Annotated in this window: 12 protein-coding genes; 9 read left to right on the top strand and 3 right to left on the bottom strand. The window is 63.3% G+C overall.

All coding sequences use genetic code 11. The features are described 5' to 3' along the window. Positions 1 to 205: 205 nt before the first annotated feature. Genes V1293_RS21635 through V1293_RS21650 form a run of 4 tightly spaced genes read left to right on the top strand, consistent with a single transcriptional unit; the run spans position 206 to position 4,846 of the window. On the top strand, positions 206 to 892 hold the full coding sequence (locus tag V1293_RS21635) for an ABC transporter ATP-binding protein (RefSeq protein WP_334516837.1): 687 nt from the start codon (positions 206 to 208) through the stop codon (positions 890 to 892). Continuing rightward, complete coding sequence (locus V1293_RS21640; RefSeq protein ID WP_334512059.1) at positions 889 to 3,351, top strand: ABC transporter permease; 2,463 nt, start codon at positions 889 to 891, stop codon at positions 3,349 to 3,351. Before V1293_RS21635 ends, V1293_RS21640 begins: the two co-directional genes overlap by 4 nt. Further along, on the top strand, positions 3,341 to 4,426 hold the full coding sequence (locus tag V1293_RS21645; RefSeq protein WP_334512061.1) for a lipocalin-like domain-containing protein: 1,086 nt from the start codon (positions 3,341 to 3,343) through the stop codon (positions 4,424 to 4,426). Before V1293_RS21640 ends, V1293_RS21645 begins: the two co-directional genes overlap by 11 nt. A gap of 27 nt (positions 4,427 to 4,453) precedes the next feature. Further along, positions 4,454 to 4,846, top strand: a complete 393-nt coding sequence (locus V1293_RS21650) for an MAPEG family protein (protein WP_334512062.1) — start codon at positions 4,454 to 4,456, stop codon at positions 4,844 to 4,846. 342 nt (positions 4,847 to 5,188) lie between these two features. Here the strand turns inward: V1293_RS21650 and V1293_RS21655 are convergent, their stop codons facing one another. The 3 genes from V1293_RS21655 to V1293_RS21665 form a co-directional block, all read right to left on the bottom strand. Beyond that, positions 5,189 to 6,382, bottom strand: a complete 1,194-nt coding sequence (locus V1293_RS21655; RefSeq protein WP_334512064.1) for an ABC transporter substrate-binding protein — start codon at positions 6,380 to 6,382, stop codon at positions 5,189 to 5,191. Between the two features lie 151 nt (positions 6,383 to 6,533). After that, positions 6,534 to 9,686: an efflux RND transporter permease subunit gene (locus V1293_RS21660; RefSeq protein ID WP_334512065.1), complete on the bottom strand. Its 3,153-nt coding sequence runs from the start codon at positions 9,684 to 9,686 to the stop codon at positions 6,534 to 6,536. Then, on the bottom strand, positions 9,683 to 10,804 hold the full coding sequence (locus V1293_RS21665; RefSeq protein ID WP_334516838.1) for an efflux RND transporter periplasmic adaptor subunit: 1,122 nt from the start codon (positions 10,802 to 10,804) through the stop codon (positions 9,683 to 9,685). Before V1293_RS21665 ends, V1293_RS21660 begins: the two co-directional genes overlap by 4 nt. A 131-nt stretch (positions 10,805 to 10,935) precedes the next feature. On the opposite strand from V1293_RS21665, the gene V1293_RS21670 reads away from it, so the two are divergent. The 5 genes from V1293_RS21670 (at position 10,936) to V1293_RS21690 (ending at position 16,926) form a co-directional block, all read left to right on the top strand. Then, the gene (locus V1293_RS21670) at positions 10,936 to 11,133 is read left to right on the top strand and encodes a hypothetical protein (RefSeq protein WP_334512068.1); all 198 of its coding nucleotides are present in this window, start codon (positions 10,936 to 10,938) and stop codon (positions 11,131 to 11,133) included. Positions 11,134 to 11,269: 136 nt separating this feature from the next. Continuing rightward, positions 11,270 to 12,424 (top strand): iron-containing alcohol dehydrogenase, encoded by a 1,155-nt coding sequence (locus V1293_RS21675; protein ID WP_334512069.1) that lies wholly within the window; start codon positions 11,270 to 11,272, stop codon positions 12,422 to 12,424. Between the two features lie 16 nt (positions 12,425 to 12,440). After that, the gene (locus V1293_RS21680) at positions 12,441 to 13,991 is read left to right on the top strand and encodes an AMP-binding protein (protein ID WP_334516840.1); all 1,551 of its coding nucleotides are present in this window, start codon (positions 12,441 to 12,443) and stop codon (positions 13,989 to 13,991) included. Positions 13,992 to 14,287: 296 nt separating this feature from the next. Continuing rightward, on the top strand, positions 14,288 to 15,883 hold the full coding sequence (locus V1293_RS21685) for an ABC transporter substrate-binding protein (RefSeq protein WP_334512071.1): 1,596 nt from the start codon (positions 14,288 to 14,290) through the stop codon (positions 15,881 to 15,883). Positions 15,884 to 15,978: 95 nt separating this feature from the next. After that, complete coding sequence (locus V1293_RS21690) at positions 15,979 to 16,926, top strand: ABC transporter permease (RefSeq protein ID WP_334512073.1); 948 nt, start codon at positions 15,979 to 15,981, stop codon at positions 16,924 to 16,926.

The raw sequence follows: 16,926 nt of genomic DNA on the forward strand, positions 1-16,926 counted from the left end.
CAAGGGGGCTCGCGGGCAAGGCAACCGGGATTTTTCCGCAGATACCCCGCTCTGCAACTGCCGGCTGCCATGGCAGGCGCGCGCCACAACCGGATCACGATCCCGTCGCGGCGCGATTGAGGCCGTGATCCCAGGCGACCGCCCTGATATGTTGCATGCCATCACGTCAGGGGATTTTCATGGTCAGATCGGTCCATCGTCGCGCATGACCAACGGCAATCCCAATGTGACCGATCACGTGCTTCATGTGGCCGGTCTGACCAAGAGCTACCGTACGGCTGGCGAAGAGGTCGCGGTGCTGCGCGGGGTGAATCTCTCGGTCGCCGCGGGCGAGAGCGTTGCGCTGACGGGTGAATCCGGCAGCGGCAAGAGCACGCTGTTGCACCTGATCGCCGGCCTCGATGCGGCCGATGGCGGCGAGATCAGGCTGGCTGATGCACAGGTCTGCCAACTTAACGATGCAGCCCGCGCGGAATTGCGCCGCGACCGGCTCGGCCTGGTTTTTCAGCAATTCAACCTGATCCCGAGTCTCACGGTGGAAGACAACCTGGTTTTCCAGTCGCGCATTGCCGGCCGTCACGACGCGGCCTGGCACCGCGAACTGGTGGAGCGGCTCGGGCTCGGCAATTTCCTCAAACGCTATCCCGAGCAGTTGTCCGGCGGCCAGCAGCAACGCGTCGCGATCGGCCGGGCACTGGCGGTAAAACCGCTGCTGCTGCTGGCGGACGAGCCGACCGGCAATCTCGACGAGGACACCGCTGACGAGGTGCTGGCGCTGGCGCGCGATCTGGTGACGCGCAGCGGCTGCGGTTTTCTGATGGTGACGCACAGTGAAAGGCTCGCCGCCACACTCGACCGGCGGGTGAACCTCCATGCCGGGGTGATCGCGTGAAGCGCGCGCTATGGACACTGGCCGTATTGCTGAGCCATTGGCGGCGGCATCCGATGCAGCTTGCGACCCTGCTGATCGGGTTGATCTCGGCGACCGCGCTGTGGAGCGGCGTACAGGCGCTCAATCAGCAGGCGCGCACCTCCTACGATCGCGCCGCCGCCACCTTTGGCGGCACGCGCACCGCCATGCTGGCCGCCCGCAGCGGCGCAAGCTTTCCGCAACAACTCTTCGTCGACTTGCGCCGCGCCGGCTGGCCGGTCTCGCCGGTGCTCGAAGGCCGGATCCAGATCGAGGGCCGCTCGTTCCGGCTGCTGGGTATCGAGCCGGTGACGCTGCCTGCGGAAGTCGGCAACGCGCCTGCGATCGGCAGAGCCGATCTGCTATCCTTCATGACGCCGCCGGGCGCAATGCTGGTGGCGCCGGAAACGCTTTCCGATCTCAAGCTCGCGGAGGGCGCGCGCCCCCAGGCCAATGGCGGCGCCTTGCTGCCGCCGCTTCGCGTGCAGCCAAATCTCGTGCCCGGCGTATTGGTCGTCGACATCGGCATCGCGCAGAGCCTGCTGAAGATGCCGGATCAGCTCTCGCGCCTCCTGATCGGCAAGGCGGCGGGCAGGCGCGCGCCGCTTGAAAGCATTGCCGGCGACAGGCTTCGCCTGATCGAGCCCGATGCGGAGACCGACCTCGAACGCCTCACCGACAGTTTTCACCTGAACCTGACCGCGTTCGGGCTGCTGTCATTCTTTGTCGGGCTCTTTATCGTCAATTCGGCGATCGGTCTTGCCTTCGAACAGCGATTGCCGGTGCTGCGCACCTTGCGCGCCTGCGGCGTCTCGGCGCGGATGCTCAACGCCGTGCTGGTGCTTGAGCTGGTGTCGCTCGCGCTGATCGCGGGGCTGATGGGTCTCGTGTGCGGTTACTTCATCGCCGGTGCGCTGCTGCCCGATGTCGCGGCCTCCCTGCGCGGACTCTATGGCGCGCAAATTCCGGGACACCTGACGCTCAAGCCGCAATGGTGGATCGCGGGCATCGCCATCAGCATAACAGGCGCGCTCGCCGCCGCCGCCGCCAGCCTGACCAAGGCGCTGCGGCTGCCGCTGCTCGCCACCGCCCAGCCTTACGCCTGGCAACAGGCGCAGCGGCGCTGGCTGGCCTACCAGAGCGCGCTGGCGCTCGCGGCGTTCGCCGCCGCGGCATGCCTGCTCTGGTTCGGCGATTCGCTGATTTCGGGGTTTGCCGTGCTTGCGGCGCTGATGCTCGGCGCGGCGCTGATCCTGCCGATGTTTCTGGAATTCGTGCTGTCGCTTGGTCAGCGCTATGCGCGAGCCCCGATCAGCGTCTGGTTCTGGGCCGACAGCCGTCAGCAACTGTCCGGGCTGTCGCTCGCCCTGATGGCGCTGTTGCTCGCACTATCAGTCAACGTCGGCGTCTCCACCATGGTCGAGAGTTTCAGCCGCACCTTCCTGGTCTGGCTCGACGGGCGGCTGGCGGCGGATGTCTATGTCAACGCCGCCAACGACGCACAGGCGGCCGAGATCAAGGCGTGGTTGCGCGAGCGCCCCGAGGTCGAGGCGATCCTGCCCGGAGGTCGCGCCGATACGCAATTGGCGGGCGCGCCGATCGAGGTGCTGGGGCTGCCCGATCACGCCATTTATCGCGACAACTGGCCGCTGCTGCAGTTGACTGAGGACGCCTGGATCAAGCTTCGCCCCGGCAATGCGGCCCTCGTCAGCGAGCAACTGGCGCGGCGTCTGCACCTCTCCGTCGGCGACCGCATCGAGGTGCCCGCCTCAGGCGGAAACTGGACACTCGACGTGGTCGGCATCTATGCCGACTATGGCAACCCCAAAGGCCAGATCGCGGTCAACTTCGCCGCGCTGACGCGGCGCTTTCCGGAAATCCCGCTGACGCGCATGGGATTGCGGGTCGCCTCACCCAAGATCGCGGCGCTGATCTCGGCACTGCAGGAAAAATTCGCACTCGACGACCGCAATGTCGCCGACCAGGCGACGATGAAGGCGGAATCGACCCGGATCTTCAACCGCACCTTTGCGGTAACCGCTGCACTGAACGCCTTCACGCTCGGCGTCGCCGGCGTCGCGCTGTTGACGAGCCTGCTGACGCTTGCCAATTCCCGCCTGCCGCAACTGGCCCCATTATGGGCGATCGGCATCACGCGGCGGCGGCTCGCGGCGATCGAGCTTCTGAAGACGATGTCGGTGGCGTTGATCACCACCATCTTCGCGCTTCCGCTGGGTTTGCTGGTCGCGTGGTGCCTGCTCGCGGTCGTCAACGTCAAGGCGTTCGGCTGGCGGTTGCCGTTTCACGTCTTCCCGCTGCAACTGCTGTGGCTCACCGGCGTCGCGATGGCGGCTGCGCTAGCCGCATCTGCGCTTCCCGTCATCAGGCTGGCGCGCATGCAGCCGGCGAGCCTGATCAGGATTTTTGCCAATGAACGGTAACAGCCCGATCACCCGCCGCGGCTTCGTCGGCGGCGCGATCCTTGCCGGCCTCGGCGGCAAGGCGTTCGCACAGGGTTTTGCCGGGCTCGGCGAAAGCGCCGATGGATTTGCGGCGGTCGTGCCCGGCAGAACATTCGCATTTCCCGCCGATCACGGGCCACATCCGGAATTCCGCATCGAGTGGTGGTATGTGACGGCCAATCTTGCCGACGCACATGGCACGGCCTACGGCGCCCAATGGACGCTGTTTCGCCAGGCGATCGCGGCGGGTGGGCCGCCGGACGGCTGGGCGAACCAACAAATCTGGATGGGCCATGCCGCCGTCACCAGCGCCGATACCCATCGGTTCAGCCAGGCGTTCGCGCGCGGCGGGGTCGGCCAGGCCGGCGTCGATGCAAAGCCGTTTCACGCCTGGATCGATGCCTGGGAGATGCGCGGGCTCGATCCGGTGAACGACGACAATATCGCACCGTGCGAGCTGAAAGCATCGGGCGCCGATTTCAGCTACGCGCTGCGCCTCGACGCGGAGCGACCGCTGGTGCTGCAAGGCGACGGCGGCTATAGCCGCAAATCGCTGCGCGAACAGGCCTCCTATTACTACAGCCAGCCGCATTATACGACGAAGGGCATCCTCACCATTGACGACAGGCCTGTCGACGTCACCGGGATGGCCTGGCTCGATCGCGAATGGAGCAGCCAGCCGCTGGCCTCCGATCAAAGCGGATGGGACTGGCTCTCGCTGCACTTCAGCGCCGGCGACAAATTGATGCTGTACCGGATGCGCCAGACCGACGGCCAGCATTACGGCTCCGGCAAATGGATCGCGCCCGACGGCACGGCCGAACAACTCGCCTCCGCCGATATCATGATGACACCGCTGAGCTTCACCGAGATCGAGAAACGGAAGATTCCGACGACATGGCGTATCGCCATTCCAAAGAAGGCGCTGTCGATCGAATGCAGGCCGCTCAATCCGAGAAGCTGGATGGGGACGAGCTTTCGCTATTGGGAAGGCCCGATCAGCTTTGCCGGTAGCCATACCGGGCTAGGCTATCTGGAAATGACCGGCTATTAAACCGCCGCAAAGATAGGAATTTCAGCGATGTATCATCTCACCGCGCTCGTCACCTTGCTGGCGGTCCTGGTCTACTTCTACTCGTCCATCCTGGTGTCGCGGGCGCGCGGCAAATTCGGCGTCAAGCTGCCGGCGATTTCGGGAAATCCGGATTTCGAGCGCGTGTTTCGCGCGCAGATGAACACGCTGGAATGGCTGCCGATCTTCCTGCCGGCGCTGTGGCTGTTCGCGATTTATGTCGGCGACGGTATCGCGGCCGCACTCGGGCTGGTCTGGGTGATCGGCCGCATTCTCTACGTGTTCGGCTATGCCAGGGCGGTCAAGGACCGCAGCACGGGTTTTGCGATTCAGGCGCTGGCGACGATCGCGCTGTGGGTGGGAGCGTTCGGCGCCATCGTGTGGCGGCTGGTGTGGGCGTGAGGGATTGAGGCGAACTCCATACCCTCGTCGTCCCTGCGAACGCACTAGGGCATCTACACATCTCTTCAAGGCTGGAAACGGACTCATCATCAAGGACTTAGCTGCTATGCGGGAGCCGGAATCCGTGGGCGCATCTCAGCGTAGATGAGCAGATTCTCCGCAGTTTACGGCCAACTCGTTGAGAAGACTCAGGAAGATGTGTAGATGCCCTAGTGCGAACGCAGGGACCCATACGCCGTGTCCTTTCGACGAAGTGGAATGCCAGACGCCCGTTCTAACAACAGGCGCCTGTGGTTATGGGTCCCTGCGTTCGCAAGGACGACGATAGTGGGAGCGTGCCACTCACTTCACCAGCGGGCAGCCGGAATCCTTCGCTGCGGGAAACGCCTTGTCTCCCGGCACCACCGCAAGCTGCTTGTAGTAATCCCACGGCTTCTTTGATTCGGACGGCTTCTTGACCTCGAACAGATAGAGGTCGTGCACCATGCGGCCGTTTTCCAGCACCTTGCCACCCTGCGCGAAGTCGTCGTCGACCGGAAGCTCCTTCAGTTTCTTGGCGACCGCCTCGGTATCCTTGGTGCCTGCCGCCTTGACCGCCTTCAGATATTGCAGCGTCGCCGAATAGGTGCCGGCCTGGATCATGTTCGGCATGCGGCCGGTACGCTTGAAGAAGCGTTCGGCAAGGTTGCGGCTCTTGGCGTCGCGGTCCCAATAGTAGCCTTCGGTCAGCACCAGGCCTTGCGAGGCATCGAGCCCGAGGCCATGCACTTCGGCGAGCGTCAGCAGCAGGCCGGCAAGCTTCTGGCCACTCTTGACGATACCGAATTCCGCCGCCTGCTTGATCGAGTTGGTCGTGTCGAGGCCGGCATTGGCGAGGCCGATGATCTTGGCTTTGGAGCTCTGCGCCTGCAGCAGAAACGACGAGAAGTCCGACGAGTTCAGGGGAATGCGGACAGCGCCGAGCACCTTGCCGCCCTTGGCCTTGACGAAATCGCCGGTGTCCTTTTCCAGCGCATGGCCGAAAGCGTAATCCGCGGTCATGAAGAACCAGCTATCGCCGCCGGATTCCACCAGCGCGCCGCCGGTGCCGTAAGCGAGCGCATGGGTATCGTAGGCCCAGTGAAATCCATAAGGCTGGCAGGCGTCGCCAGTGAGGCGCGAGGTCGCCGCGCCCACGACGATGTCGATCTTCTTCATCTGCTTGGAGAGATCGTGGATCGCAAGCGCAACCGAGGAAGTCGTCAGTTCGGTGATCATGTCGACGCCTTCGACCTCATACCAGCGCCGCGCAATGGCGGTGCCGAGATCCGGCTTGTTCTGGTGGTCCGCGGAGACGACTTCGATCTTGTGGCCCAGCACCTCGCCGCCGAAATCCTCGACCGCCATCTTGGCAGCCTCGAAGGACCACTTGCCGCCGTAATCGGCATAGACCCCGGATTGATCGTTCAGAATACCGATCTTGACGCCCTGCGCCGATGCCGGCGCGGCGAGCAAGAGACCACCCACCGCAACGGCGGCTAACAATCCCGACTTCATTTTTTTCTCCCGGAATTTTTTGTCAGAGGAACCTGGCAACACTATTCAATAACCCCGCACCTGCCCATCCATTTTCGGATCAGCCAAAAGTATGGGGAACTTCGGAATCGACACGCATCGGAATGACGGCCGTGATGAACGTATCCGCCGCTCACGCGGCGGCCGGCTTCTTGCCCTTCCCGTCGGCGAGATTCCGCACGATGACATAGAAGATCGGCGTGAAAATCAGGCCGAACAGCGTCACCCCGAGCATGCCGAAGAACACCGCGACGCCGACCGCCTGACGCATCTCCGAACCCGAGCCCGAGGAAACCACCAGCGGCAGCACGCCGAGAATGAAGGCGAACGACGTCATCAGGATCGGGCGCAACCGCAGCCGGCAGGCTTCGATCACAGCTTCCAGCCGCCCCTTTCCTTCGAGTTCGATATCGCGCGCAAACTCGACGATCAGAATGGCGTTCTTGGCCGCCAACCCTACCAGCACCACGAAACCGATCTGGGTCAGGATGTTGACGTCCTGCCCCATGATGCGCACGCCGATGGTGGCGGCCAACAGGCACATCGGCACGATCAGGATGACCGCGAATGGCAAGCTCCAGCTGCCATACTGCGCCGCCAGCACCAGGAACACGAACAGCACGCAGATCGGAAACACGTAGAGACCGGTATTGCCGCCGGTGACCTGTTGATACGAGAGATCGGTCCATTCAAAGGAGAAGCCGCTCGGCAGCGTATCCTCGGCCAGCTTCTTCATGGTGTTGATGGCGGTCGCCGAACTGGTGCCCGGCAGCGTGTCGCCCTGCAACTCGGATGCGGGGTAGAGATTGTAGCGCGCGACCCGATCGGGCCCTGAGATGTCGCTGAAACTCACGACGCTGCCGAGCATCACCATGTCGCCGGCGGCATTGCGGGTGCGCAGGCGCGCGAGATCGGAGGTCTCTTTCCGGAACGGCAGATCGGCCTGCGCCGTGACGTGGTAAGTGCGGCCGAACAGGTTGAAGTCGTTGACATAGGACGAGCCGAAATAGGTCTGGATCGTGTCGGTGATGTTGGCAATCGGCACGCCGAGCTTCTGCGCCTTGACGCGGTCGATATCGACGAACAGTTGCGGCGTGTTGGCGGCAAAAGTCGAGAACACCTGGGTCAGTCCGGGCGCCTTGCGCGCGGCGCCGACCAGTTCGTCCGTCGCCGCCGCCAGCATTTCCGAGCCGCGGCCCTGGCGGTCCTGGATCCGCATGGTGAAGCCGCCGCCGGTGCCGATGCCGGGCACCGCGGGCGGCGGGATGACGATGATGAAGGCGCCCTGGATGCTCGCCAGCCGGCCGCGCAGATTGTTGGCGATCGCGCCTGCAGAAAGCCCCTTCTTGTGGCGCTCTGCCGGATCTTCGAATACCGGGAATAGCGCCGCGGCATTGCTCGCCTGCGTCCGCGTCGCACCCGAGAAACCGGCGAATGCAGCCACGCGAATGATGCCTGGCGTATCCAGCGCAATTCGCTCGATCTCACGCACGATCTCGGTCGTGCGCGCCAGCGACGCCGCGCCCGGCAACTGCACCGAGACGATGACGTAACCGCGGTCCTGTGCCGGGATGAACCCCTGCGGCGTGGTCATCAACAGCCATCCGGCGCTGCCGATCAGCGCCGCATAGAGGATCAGCATCACGACGGAATGCCGGATCACGAAATCGGCGGCGCTGGCATAGCCATGCGACAGCCGATCGAAGCCGCGATTGAAGACGCCGGTAAAGGCGTCCCAGCCGCGCGCGATGAAATTCCAGCTCGCCGGCGGCCGCTTGTCCTCATGCGGCTGCAGGATCAGCGACGCCAGCGCCGGCGACAGCGTCAGCGAGCAGAAACAGGAAATCGCGGTCGCAACCGCAATGGTGACGGCAAACTGCTGAAAGAACTGCCCGGAGATGCCGCCCAGAAACGCTGTGGGCACGAACACCGCGCACAACACCAGCGCAATCGAAACCAGCGCGCTGCCGACCTCCTGCATGGTGCGCAGCGCCGCATCGCGGCGGCTCATGCCGTGTTCGAGATGGCGCTCGACGTTCTCGACGACCACGATCGCGTCGTCGACCACGATGCCGACCGCGAGCACGAGGCCGAACAAGGTGAGATTGTTGATCGAAAATCCCAGCGCCGCCATCACCGCAAAGGTGCCGACCAGCGATACAGGGATTGCGATGATCGGAATAATGGCTGGGCGCCAGCCCTGCAGGAACACCAGCACGACGATCACGACCAGCGCCATCGCCTCGTAGATCGTCTTGATCAGCTCGCTGACGGACTGCGCGATGAATTCGGTCGGGTTGTAGCCGATATTGTAGTCGAGCCCTTTCGGGAAGCTCGTCTTCAGCCGCTCCATCGTGTTCGAAATATTCTTGGCGGTCGCCAGCGCGTTCGAACCGGGCCGTTGGGTCACCAGCATGGCGACGGCGGATTTCCGCAGCAGGAAGCTGTTGGTCGTATAGGCCAGCGCGCCGAGTTCGATCCGCGCGACATCGCGCAGCTTCACCGTGCGCCCGTCGGCGCCGGCCTTGACCACGATCTCCTCGAACTGTTTCGGATCTTTCAGACGCCCGGTGAACGTAAGGTTCGGCGAGAAGGCGCGGTCGCCGATCGGCGGCTCCGCGATCTGCCCGCCCGCGATCTGGACGTTTTGCGCGCGGATCGCCGCCACCACCTCCGCCGCGGTCAGGCCCAGCGTGGAGATCTTGTCGGGATCGAGCCAAAGCCGCATCGAATAGTCGCGCGCGCCGAAAATCTGGATGTCACCGACGCCGTCGAGCCGCAGCAACTGGTCACGGACCTGAAGCAGCGCGTAGTTGGAGATATAGAGCTGGTCGAACGTGTCGTCCGGCGACAGCATGAACACGACCATCAGGATGTCGGGGCTGTTCTTGCGGGTGACGACGCCGTTGCGCTGCACCTCTTCCGGCAACCGGGGTTGCGCGATCGCGACGCGGTTCTGGACCAGCACCTGGGCCTTGTCGAGATCGGTGCCGAGCTTGAACGTCACCGTGATCGTCAATTGCCCGTTCGAGGTGGCCTGGCTGTAGAGATACAGCATGTCCTCGACGCCATTGATCTCCTGCTCGATCGGAGCGGCGACCGTATCAGACACGGTTTGCGCGGAGGCGCCGGGATACTGCGTGGTGATCACCACCGTCGGCGGCACCACTTGCGGATATTCCGAGACCGGCAGCGTGGTATAGGCGATCGCGCCGACAATCAGCAGCACGATCGACAGCACCATCGCCAGGATGGGCTGGTTGATGGAGAGCCGGCCGAGATTCATGTCTTGCCACCGGCCGGCTTGACCTCGGCCATCTGCGGGGTGACTTTCGCGCCGACGCGCGCCCGCTGCAGGCCGTCAACGATCACCCGGTCTTCAGGCTTCAGCCCCTCGCGGATCACGCGCAGGCCTTCGTCGAGCGGCCCAAGCGTCACCGGCCTCGCCTCGACCGTATTGTCGTCCTTGACGACGAAAACGATCTTGCGCGACTGGTCGGTCGCGACAGCCGTGTCCGGCAGCAGCAACGCCTCATAAGGCGCACTGCCGATGATCCGGACCCGGCCGAACTGGCCGGGAAGAATCGAGAGATCCTTGTTCGGGATGATAGCACGGCTGCGCAGCGTCCCGGTCGAGACGTCCAGGCGATTGTCGAGGAAATCCATCTTGCCCTCGTGCGAGGGCTTGGTTCCGCCGGTCAGCGTCACCTCGACCGGGTTCGGCGTATCGCGCGAACTCGGGCGCTTGCCTTCGAACCAGAGCCGGCTGTTTCGCAGGTAGGTCGCCTCGTCGACATCGAAATAGATGTAGATCGGATCAAGCGAGACGATCGAGGTAAGCAGCGTCGCGCCGCCCTCGCTGCCCTGCACGAGATTGCCGGGCGTGACCAGATGGCGGCTGACGCGGCCGGTGATCGGCGCCATCACATGCGTGAACTCGATATTGAGCTTGGCGGCCTTGAGCGCGCCTTCGGCCTGCATTTCCGCGGCGCGCGCCGCCTGCAAGGTCTGGCGGCGCTGGTCGACGATGGAATCGGACACCGCCTGGGTCTGGTTCAGGGTCAGGGCGCGGTCGAGTTCGCGCCTGGCGAGCTCCGCCTTCGCCCGCGCGTCGGACAATTGGCCGTCGGCCTGCTCGGCCACCGCCTCGAACGGACGGGCGTCGATCACGTAAAGCAGATCGCCCGAGCGCACGATGGCGCCGTCGCGGAATTCGACTGATGTCACGAAGCCGCCGACGCGGGCGCGAACCTGAACCTCCTGGATCGCTTCGAACCGTCCGGTGAATTCGTCCCAGTCTGTGACGGTGCGCTTGACCGGCTGCGCAACCGTGACCGGCGGCGCCGCGGGAGCCGCCTGCTGCGGTGGTTTGTTGTCGCAGGCGGACAGCGCCAGCGCGATCATCGGGGCCAACCATTTGAGGCTACGAGGTGAGTGAATGTCGGCCCACGCCAGCAAAGCCGGACGTTTCGATTGCTCAGTTGCGGTCAAACCCCATCTCCCCTCTCGACATCCCTGATGGATGAAAAGCCGCCGTGGAACTTATGGCGGAGGCCACAGATGTGATCGGTTCCCAGTCTCGTCAAGAAGTCGCTGTTATCAAGCACAATCGTTATGCATTCGCGCAGCCAACGCTCAGCACCACGCAAATCTCCCGTTTTTCGCAGTGCGATGAGAACGGAACCCGTGGCAACGAACGCTTAGCTAATCGCCGGCTGATGACGAAAACGTGACTGCATGAGGGCGTCCGCGGTGCAGTCGTAAGATGGCCCAACGGCATCACCTTCGAGCATGACGCCGGGAATTTCCTCCGCTAACCTTGCTGCCAAGGCCCGCAACAAGGGCCAGGAATGTCCGGGGAGGACAGCCGTGCATCAAGGGCGTGTCGTATTCGGCGCGATGGATGAGGTCGTGTTCGGAAGGCCGGCGTCCGAGGCGCTCGTCGGGCAGTTGAACCGGCTCGGCACCACACGCGCCTTCCTGATGGTCAGCGGCACGCTCAACCGCGAAACCGACACGATCGAAACCATCCGCCGCGCGCTGGGCTCGCGCTGTGCCGGCACGTTCGACGCGATGCCACAGCATACGCCCCGCGCCGCGGTCATCGCCGCCAGCGAACAGGCCCGCGCTGCGAATGCCGATCTCATCGTCACGATCGGCGGCGGTTCGATCACCGACGGCGCCAAGGCGGTGCAGCTTTGCCTTGCCAACAATATCCGCAATCCGGATGACATCGACAGGATCAGGGCCGGTCGTGGCGGCTCGCCGCAACTCACCGCGCCGAAGGTGCGCCAGATCAGCGTGCCGACGACGATTGCCGGCGGCGAGTTTTCCGCCACGGCTGGCGTCACCAACGAGAAGACCAGGGTCAAGGAAGCGCTGCGCCATCCGCTGTTGATGCCGCGCGCTGTCATCCTCGATCCCTGGCTGAGCCAGCACACGCCGGAATGGCTGTGGCTTTCGACCGGCATCCGCGCCGTCGATCATTGCGTCGAGGGCATCTGCTCGCGCGAGGCGCACCCTTATGGCGACGCCCAGGCGCTGAAGGGCCTGTCGATGCTGGCGCAGGCGCTGCCGCGGGTGAAAGCCGACGCCAAAGACCTCGACGCGCGGATGGATTGCCAGATCGGGACCTGGCTTTCGACCGGGCCGCTGGCTTCCGGCGTGCCGATGGGCGCCAGCCACGGCATCGGCTACGTGCTCGGCGCGGAATTCGGCGTGCCGCACGGCTACACTTCCTGCGTGATGCTGCCGTCGGTGATGCGCTGGAACAGATCAATCAATGCCGAGCGGCAGGCGATGGTCGCGGCCGCCATGGGGCGCCCTGGCGAGGACGCCGGTGACGTGCTCGACGCCTTCATTCGCGGCCTCGGCATGCCGCGCAGCCTGCGCGACGTCAAAGTGGGACCTGAGCATTTCGACCGCATCGCGCAGGCCGCGATGGCGACGCCCTGGGTGCCGCGCAATCCGCGCAAGATCGACGGGCCGGCGCAGGTTCGCGAAATTCTTGACATGGCCGCGTAAGGAGACCAAAGCCAACATGTACACCGGCAAGCATGCTCGTCTTCGTCCGCTTCAGCCCGCCTTCATCATGGCGTCATCAGGCGAAGCGGTGACCTATCGCGAGCTGGACGCGCGCTCCAACCGGCTGGCGCACCTGTTTCGCAAAAGCGGCCTGAAGCGGCTCGATCATTATTCGATCTTCATGGAGAACAACAGCCGCTACTTCGAAGCCTGTGCCGCGGGCGAACGGAGCGGATTGTATTATACCTGCGTCAATTCCTACCTGACGGCGGGCGAGCTCGCCTACATCCTCACCAACAGCCAGTCGCGCATCCTCATCACCTCGAGAGCAAAACTCGACGTCGCGCGCGAGGCGCTGAAGGAATGCCCAAAGGTCGAACTTTGCATCGTCGCCGACGGCGAAGGTGAAAGCGAACGCATCGTCGGACTGCAGGCGGCAACCGCGGATATGCCGAATACGCCAATTGCCGATGAATTCATCGGCACCGCGATGCTCTATTCGTCCGGAACCACCGGTCGACCCAAGGGAATTCTGCGCCCGCTGCCGGATCAGCCGCCGACCCAGCGACTGCCGCTGTTCGATTTCCTGGAAAAGCTCTGGCAGTATCGCGAGGGCATGATCTATCTGTCGCCGGCGCCGCTCTACCACTCGGCGCCGCAGGCGGCCGTCAACCTCACCATCGGCATCGGCGGCACCGTCGTGATCATGGAGCATTTCGATCCCGAGCAATACCTGCAGCTCATCCAGAAATGGGGCATCACGCATACCCAGCTGGTGCCGACGATGTTCTCGCGGATGCTGAAACTGCCGGAGGAGGTGCGCAAGCGCTACGACCTCTCCTCACTCGAGATCGCGATCCATGCCGCCGCGCCCTGCCCGGCGCTGGTCAAGGACGACATGATCAAGTGGTGGGGACCGATCATCCATGAATATTACGGCGCCACCGAAGGCCTCGGCTTCACCGCCTGCAATTCGGAGCAGTGGCTGGCGCATCGCGGCACCGTAGGCCGAGTGCTGCTCGGCGACCTCCACATCATGGACGAGAACATGAAGCCCTGCCCGAAGGGTACGGCGGGCACGGTGTGGTTCAAGACCGCGAGCCCGTTCGAATACTTCAACGACCCTGCCAAGACCCAGGAGGCCCGTTCGCCCGACGGCAGCATGAGCACGGTCGGTGACGTCGGCTATGTCGACGACGACGGCTATCTCTACCTGACCGATCGCGCGACCTTCATGATCATCTCCGGTGGCGTCAATATCTATCCGCAGGAATGCGAGAACCTGTTGATTACCCATCCCAAGATCGCGGACGCGGCGGTGTTCGGCGTGCCCAATCCGGACCTCGGCGAGGAAGTAAAAGCCGTGGTGCAGCCGATGCCCGGCGTTTCGCCCGGAGCGGATCTGGCCGACGAACTGATCGCCTTCTGCAGCCAGTCGCTCTCGCGCCAAAAGGTGCCGCGTTCGATCGACTTCGAGGCCGAATTGCCGCGGCTGCCGACCGGAAAACTCTACAAGCGGCTGTTGCGCGATCGTTACTGGGGCAACAAGACCTCGCGGATCGTGTGAAGCTGGTCCGGACGAGATCATGGGTGTCGAACGCAGACATGTCGAAGCTCAGTGGTGCAGTGCGTCATTGCCGGGTGAGACATTTTGGCGCGAGCCGCATTGCGACGGCTGAACCGCAACGCAACCGGCGAGCCTGCTGCGAGTGGCCGAAAACGCGGCGCGCAAGTTCCGCCACGCGGATTACGATTAGTCCGAATTGCCAAGCCTTGCATTGGCTTGGCAGGTTGCTCCAAAGCCATGCCATGGTATCCTCGATACCAATCGGCCAATTGAGACCGAAAAATGTGGAGGGGATCATGCGGAGCGTGCAAGCGCTTGCCGTCGCGGCATTGTTATTGCTGCCGGCTGTTGACGTTGCATCGGCCGGCGAGCCGAAACAGGGCGGCATCCTCAGGGTCTATCACCGTGACAGTCCGGGCAGCGCCTCGATCCACGAAGGCGCGACCTATTCGATCAACATTCCCTTCATGCCGGTTTTCAACAACCTCGTCGTCTTCAAGCAGGACGTGGCGCAGAACAGCGTGGATTCGATTGTCCCCGATCTCGCGGAGAGCTGGGCCTGGAGCGCCGACAACAAGAAACTGACCTTCAAGCTGCGGCAGGGCGTCAAATGGCATGACGGCAAGCCGTTCACGTCGGCCGACGTCAAATGCACCTTCGACATGCTGATGGGCAAGTCGCAGCAGAAGTTCCGCCAGAACCCGCGAAAGTCCTGGTACGACCAGGTCAGCGAGGTGACCGTCAGCGGCGATTTCGAAGCATCGTTCAACCTGAAACGGCCGCAGCCGGCGCTGCTTTCGCTGCTCGCCTCCGGCTACACGCCGGTCTATCCCTGCCACGTCTCGCCGGGCGAGATGCGCACCCACCCGATAGGCACCGGCCCGTTCAAATTCGTCGAGTTCAAGGCCAACGAGTCGATCAAGCTGACGAAGAATCCCGACTACTTCAAGAAGGGCCTGCCGCATCTCGATGGCATCGAATTCACCATCATTACCAACCGTTCGACGGCGATTCTCGGGTTTGTCTCCGGAAAATTCGACATGACGTTCCCGACCGAAGTGTCGATTCCGCTGCTCAAGGAGGTCAAGTCGCAGGCGCCGAATGCGGTTTGCGTGGTCGAGCCGATCAACGTCTCCACCAACATCATCGTCAACTCGTCCTCCCCGCCGTTTGACAATCCGGACATTCGCCGGGCGCTAGCGCTGGCGCTGGATCGCAAGGCGTTCGTGCAGATCCTGTTCGAGGGGCAGGCCGATATCGGCGGCACCATGCTGCCGGCGCCGGGCGGATTGTGGGCGATGCCGAAGGAAATGCTGGAATCGATCCCCGGCTACGGCCCCGACATCAACGCCAACCGGGAAGAGGCGCGTAAATTGATGCAGAAGGCGGGTTACGGCCCGGACAAGCGCCTTGCCGTCAAGGTCGCCACGCGCAACATTCCGATTTACCGCGATCCCGCCGTGATCCTGATCGACCAGATCAAGAGCATCTACATCGATGGCGAACTCGACGTCGTCGACACCGCGCAATGGTTCCCGAAGGTCGCGCGCAAGGACTACGCGCTCGGCCTCAACCTCACCGGCAACGCCGTCGACGATCCCGATCAGTCGTTCTACGAGAACTATTCCTGCGGATCGGAGCGCAACTACACCAACTACTGCAACAAGGAGATCGAAAAACTGTTCGATCAGCAGTCGGTCGAGAAGGATGTTGCCAAGCGCAAGAAGCTGGTCTGGGAGATCGACAAGAAGCTTCAGGAAGATGTGGCGAGGCCGATCATATACCATAGCCGGAACGGCTCCTGCTGGCAGCCTTACGTCAAGGGTATCACCATCATGGTGAACAGCTCCTATAACGGCTATCGTTACGAAGACGTCTGGATGGACAAGTAATCGTCCAGCCGCGGAATCAGTTCGCCAGTCGAACTCCAATAGCCGCAAAACCGGTACCCACTTTTGCGGAATACGCTGACGGGAGAACCGCTTAGGTGTTTGCTTATATCGTGCGACGCCTCGCATTGATGCTCGTGACCCTGGTGGGGATCTCGATCATCATCTTCGTGCTGCTGCGCGTCGTTCCCGGCAACATCGTCGACATCCTGTTCGACGCCGCCGGCTTCGTCGATCCCACCGACAAGGCCAATCTCGAAAAGGAGCTGGGCCTCAACCTGCCGATCTACCAGCAATATCTGAACTGGATCGGCGGACTGCTGCATGGCGATCTCGGTTATTCCTACGTATCGGAAAAGCCGGCGCTGCAGGAGATCCTGCCGCGGATTCCGATCACCGCGCGGCTGGCGGCGCTGGCGCTGCTGTTCTCCGCTTCCATCGGCATTCCCCTGGGCGTCATCAGCGCGGTCCACCAGGGCTCGCGGCTCGACTATACCTTGCGCGTCGTCAGCCTGAGCGGCCTGTCGCTGCCTTCGTTCTGGCTCGGCCTGTTGATCCTGATGGCGTCGGTCTCGCTGTTCGGCAGCATGCCGATCTACAATCCGAACCCAAGGACCTGGACCGAGGCGTTCGCGATCTATGCGGTGCCTGCGATGGCGGTCGGCTTTCGCAGCGCCGCGCTGACCATGCGCATCACGCGCTCCTCGATGCTGGAAATCCTGCGGCAGGACTACATCCGCACCGCGCGCGCCAAGGGCGCCTCCGAGGCATCGGTCAATTATCGCCACGCGCTGAAGAACGCCATCCTTCCGGTCATTACGGTGATCGGCATCGAGGCGGCGTTCCTGATCGGCGGGCTGATCGTCACCGAAACCGTGTTCAATATTCCCGGCGTGGCCCGCTTCCTGGTCGAGGCGCTGCGCTGGCGCGACTACCCGATCGTCCAGAATCTCGTGATGCTGATCGCCGTGGTCGTGGTGGTCGCAAACTTCACCGTCGACATGCTTTACGCCGCGATCGACCCGCGCATCCGTTATGGGGATTAG

This window comes from Bradyrhizobium sp. AZCC 1693 (assembly GCF_036924745.1).
Lineage (GTDB): Bacteria > Pseudomonadota > Alphaproteobacteria > Rhizobiales > Xanthobacteraceae > Bradyrhizobium.

Excerpts from the sequence above, each read along its gene's own strand:
- V1293_RS21655 (WP_334512064.1), bottom strand. The coding sequence starts at position 6,382 with ATGAAGTCGGGATTGTTAGCCGCCGTTGCGGTGGGTGGTCTCTTGCTC.
- V1293_RS21635 (WP_334516837.1), top strand. The coding sequence starts at position 206 with ATGACCAACGGCAATCCCAATGTGACCGATCACGTGCTTCATGTGGCC.
- V1293_RS21650 (WP_334512062.1), top strand. The coding sequence starts at position 4,454 with ATGTATCATCTCACCGCGCTCGTCACCTTGCTGGCGGTCCTGGTCTAC.
- V1293_RS21645 (WP_334512061.1), top strand. The coding sequence starts at position 3,341 with ATGAACGGTAACAGCCCGATCACCCGCCGCGGCTTCGTCGGCGGCGCG.
- V1293_RS21685 (WP_334512071.1), top strand. The coding sequence starts at position 14,288 with ATGCGGAGCGTGCAAGCGCTTGCCGTCGCGGCATTGTTATTGCTGCCG.
- V1293_RS21680 (WP_334516840.1), top strand. The coding sequence starts at position 12,441 with ATGTACACCGGCAAGCATGCTCGTCTTCGTCCGCTTCAGCCCGCCTTC.
- V1293_RS21665 (WP_334516838.1), bottom strand. The coding sequence starts at position 10,804 with ATGATCGCGCTGGCGCTGTCCGCCTGCGACAACAAACCACCGCAGCAG.
- V1293_RS21660 (WP_334512065.1), bottom strand. The coding sequence starts at position 9,686 with ATGAATCTCGGCCGGCTCTCCATCAACCAGCCCATCCTGGCGATGGTG.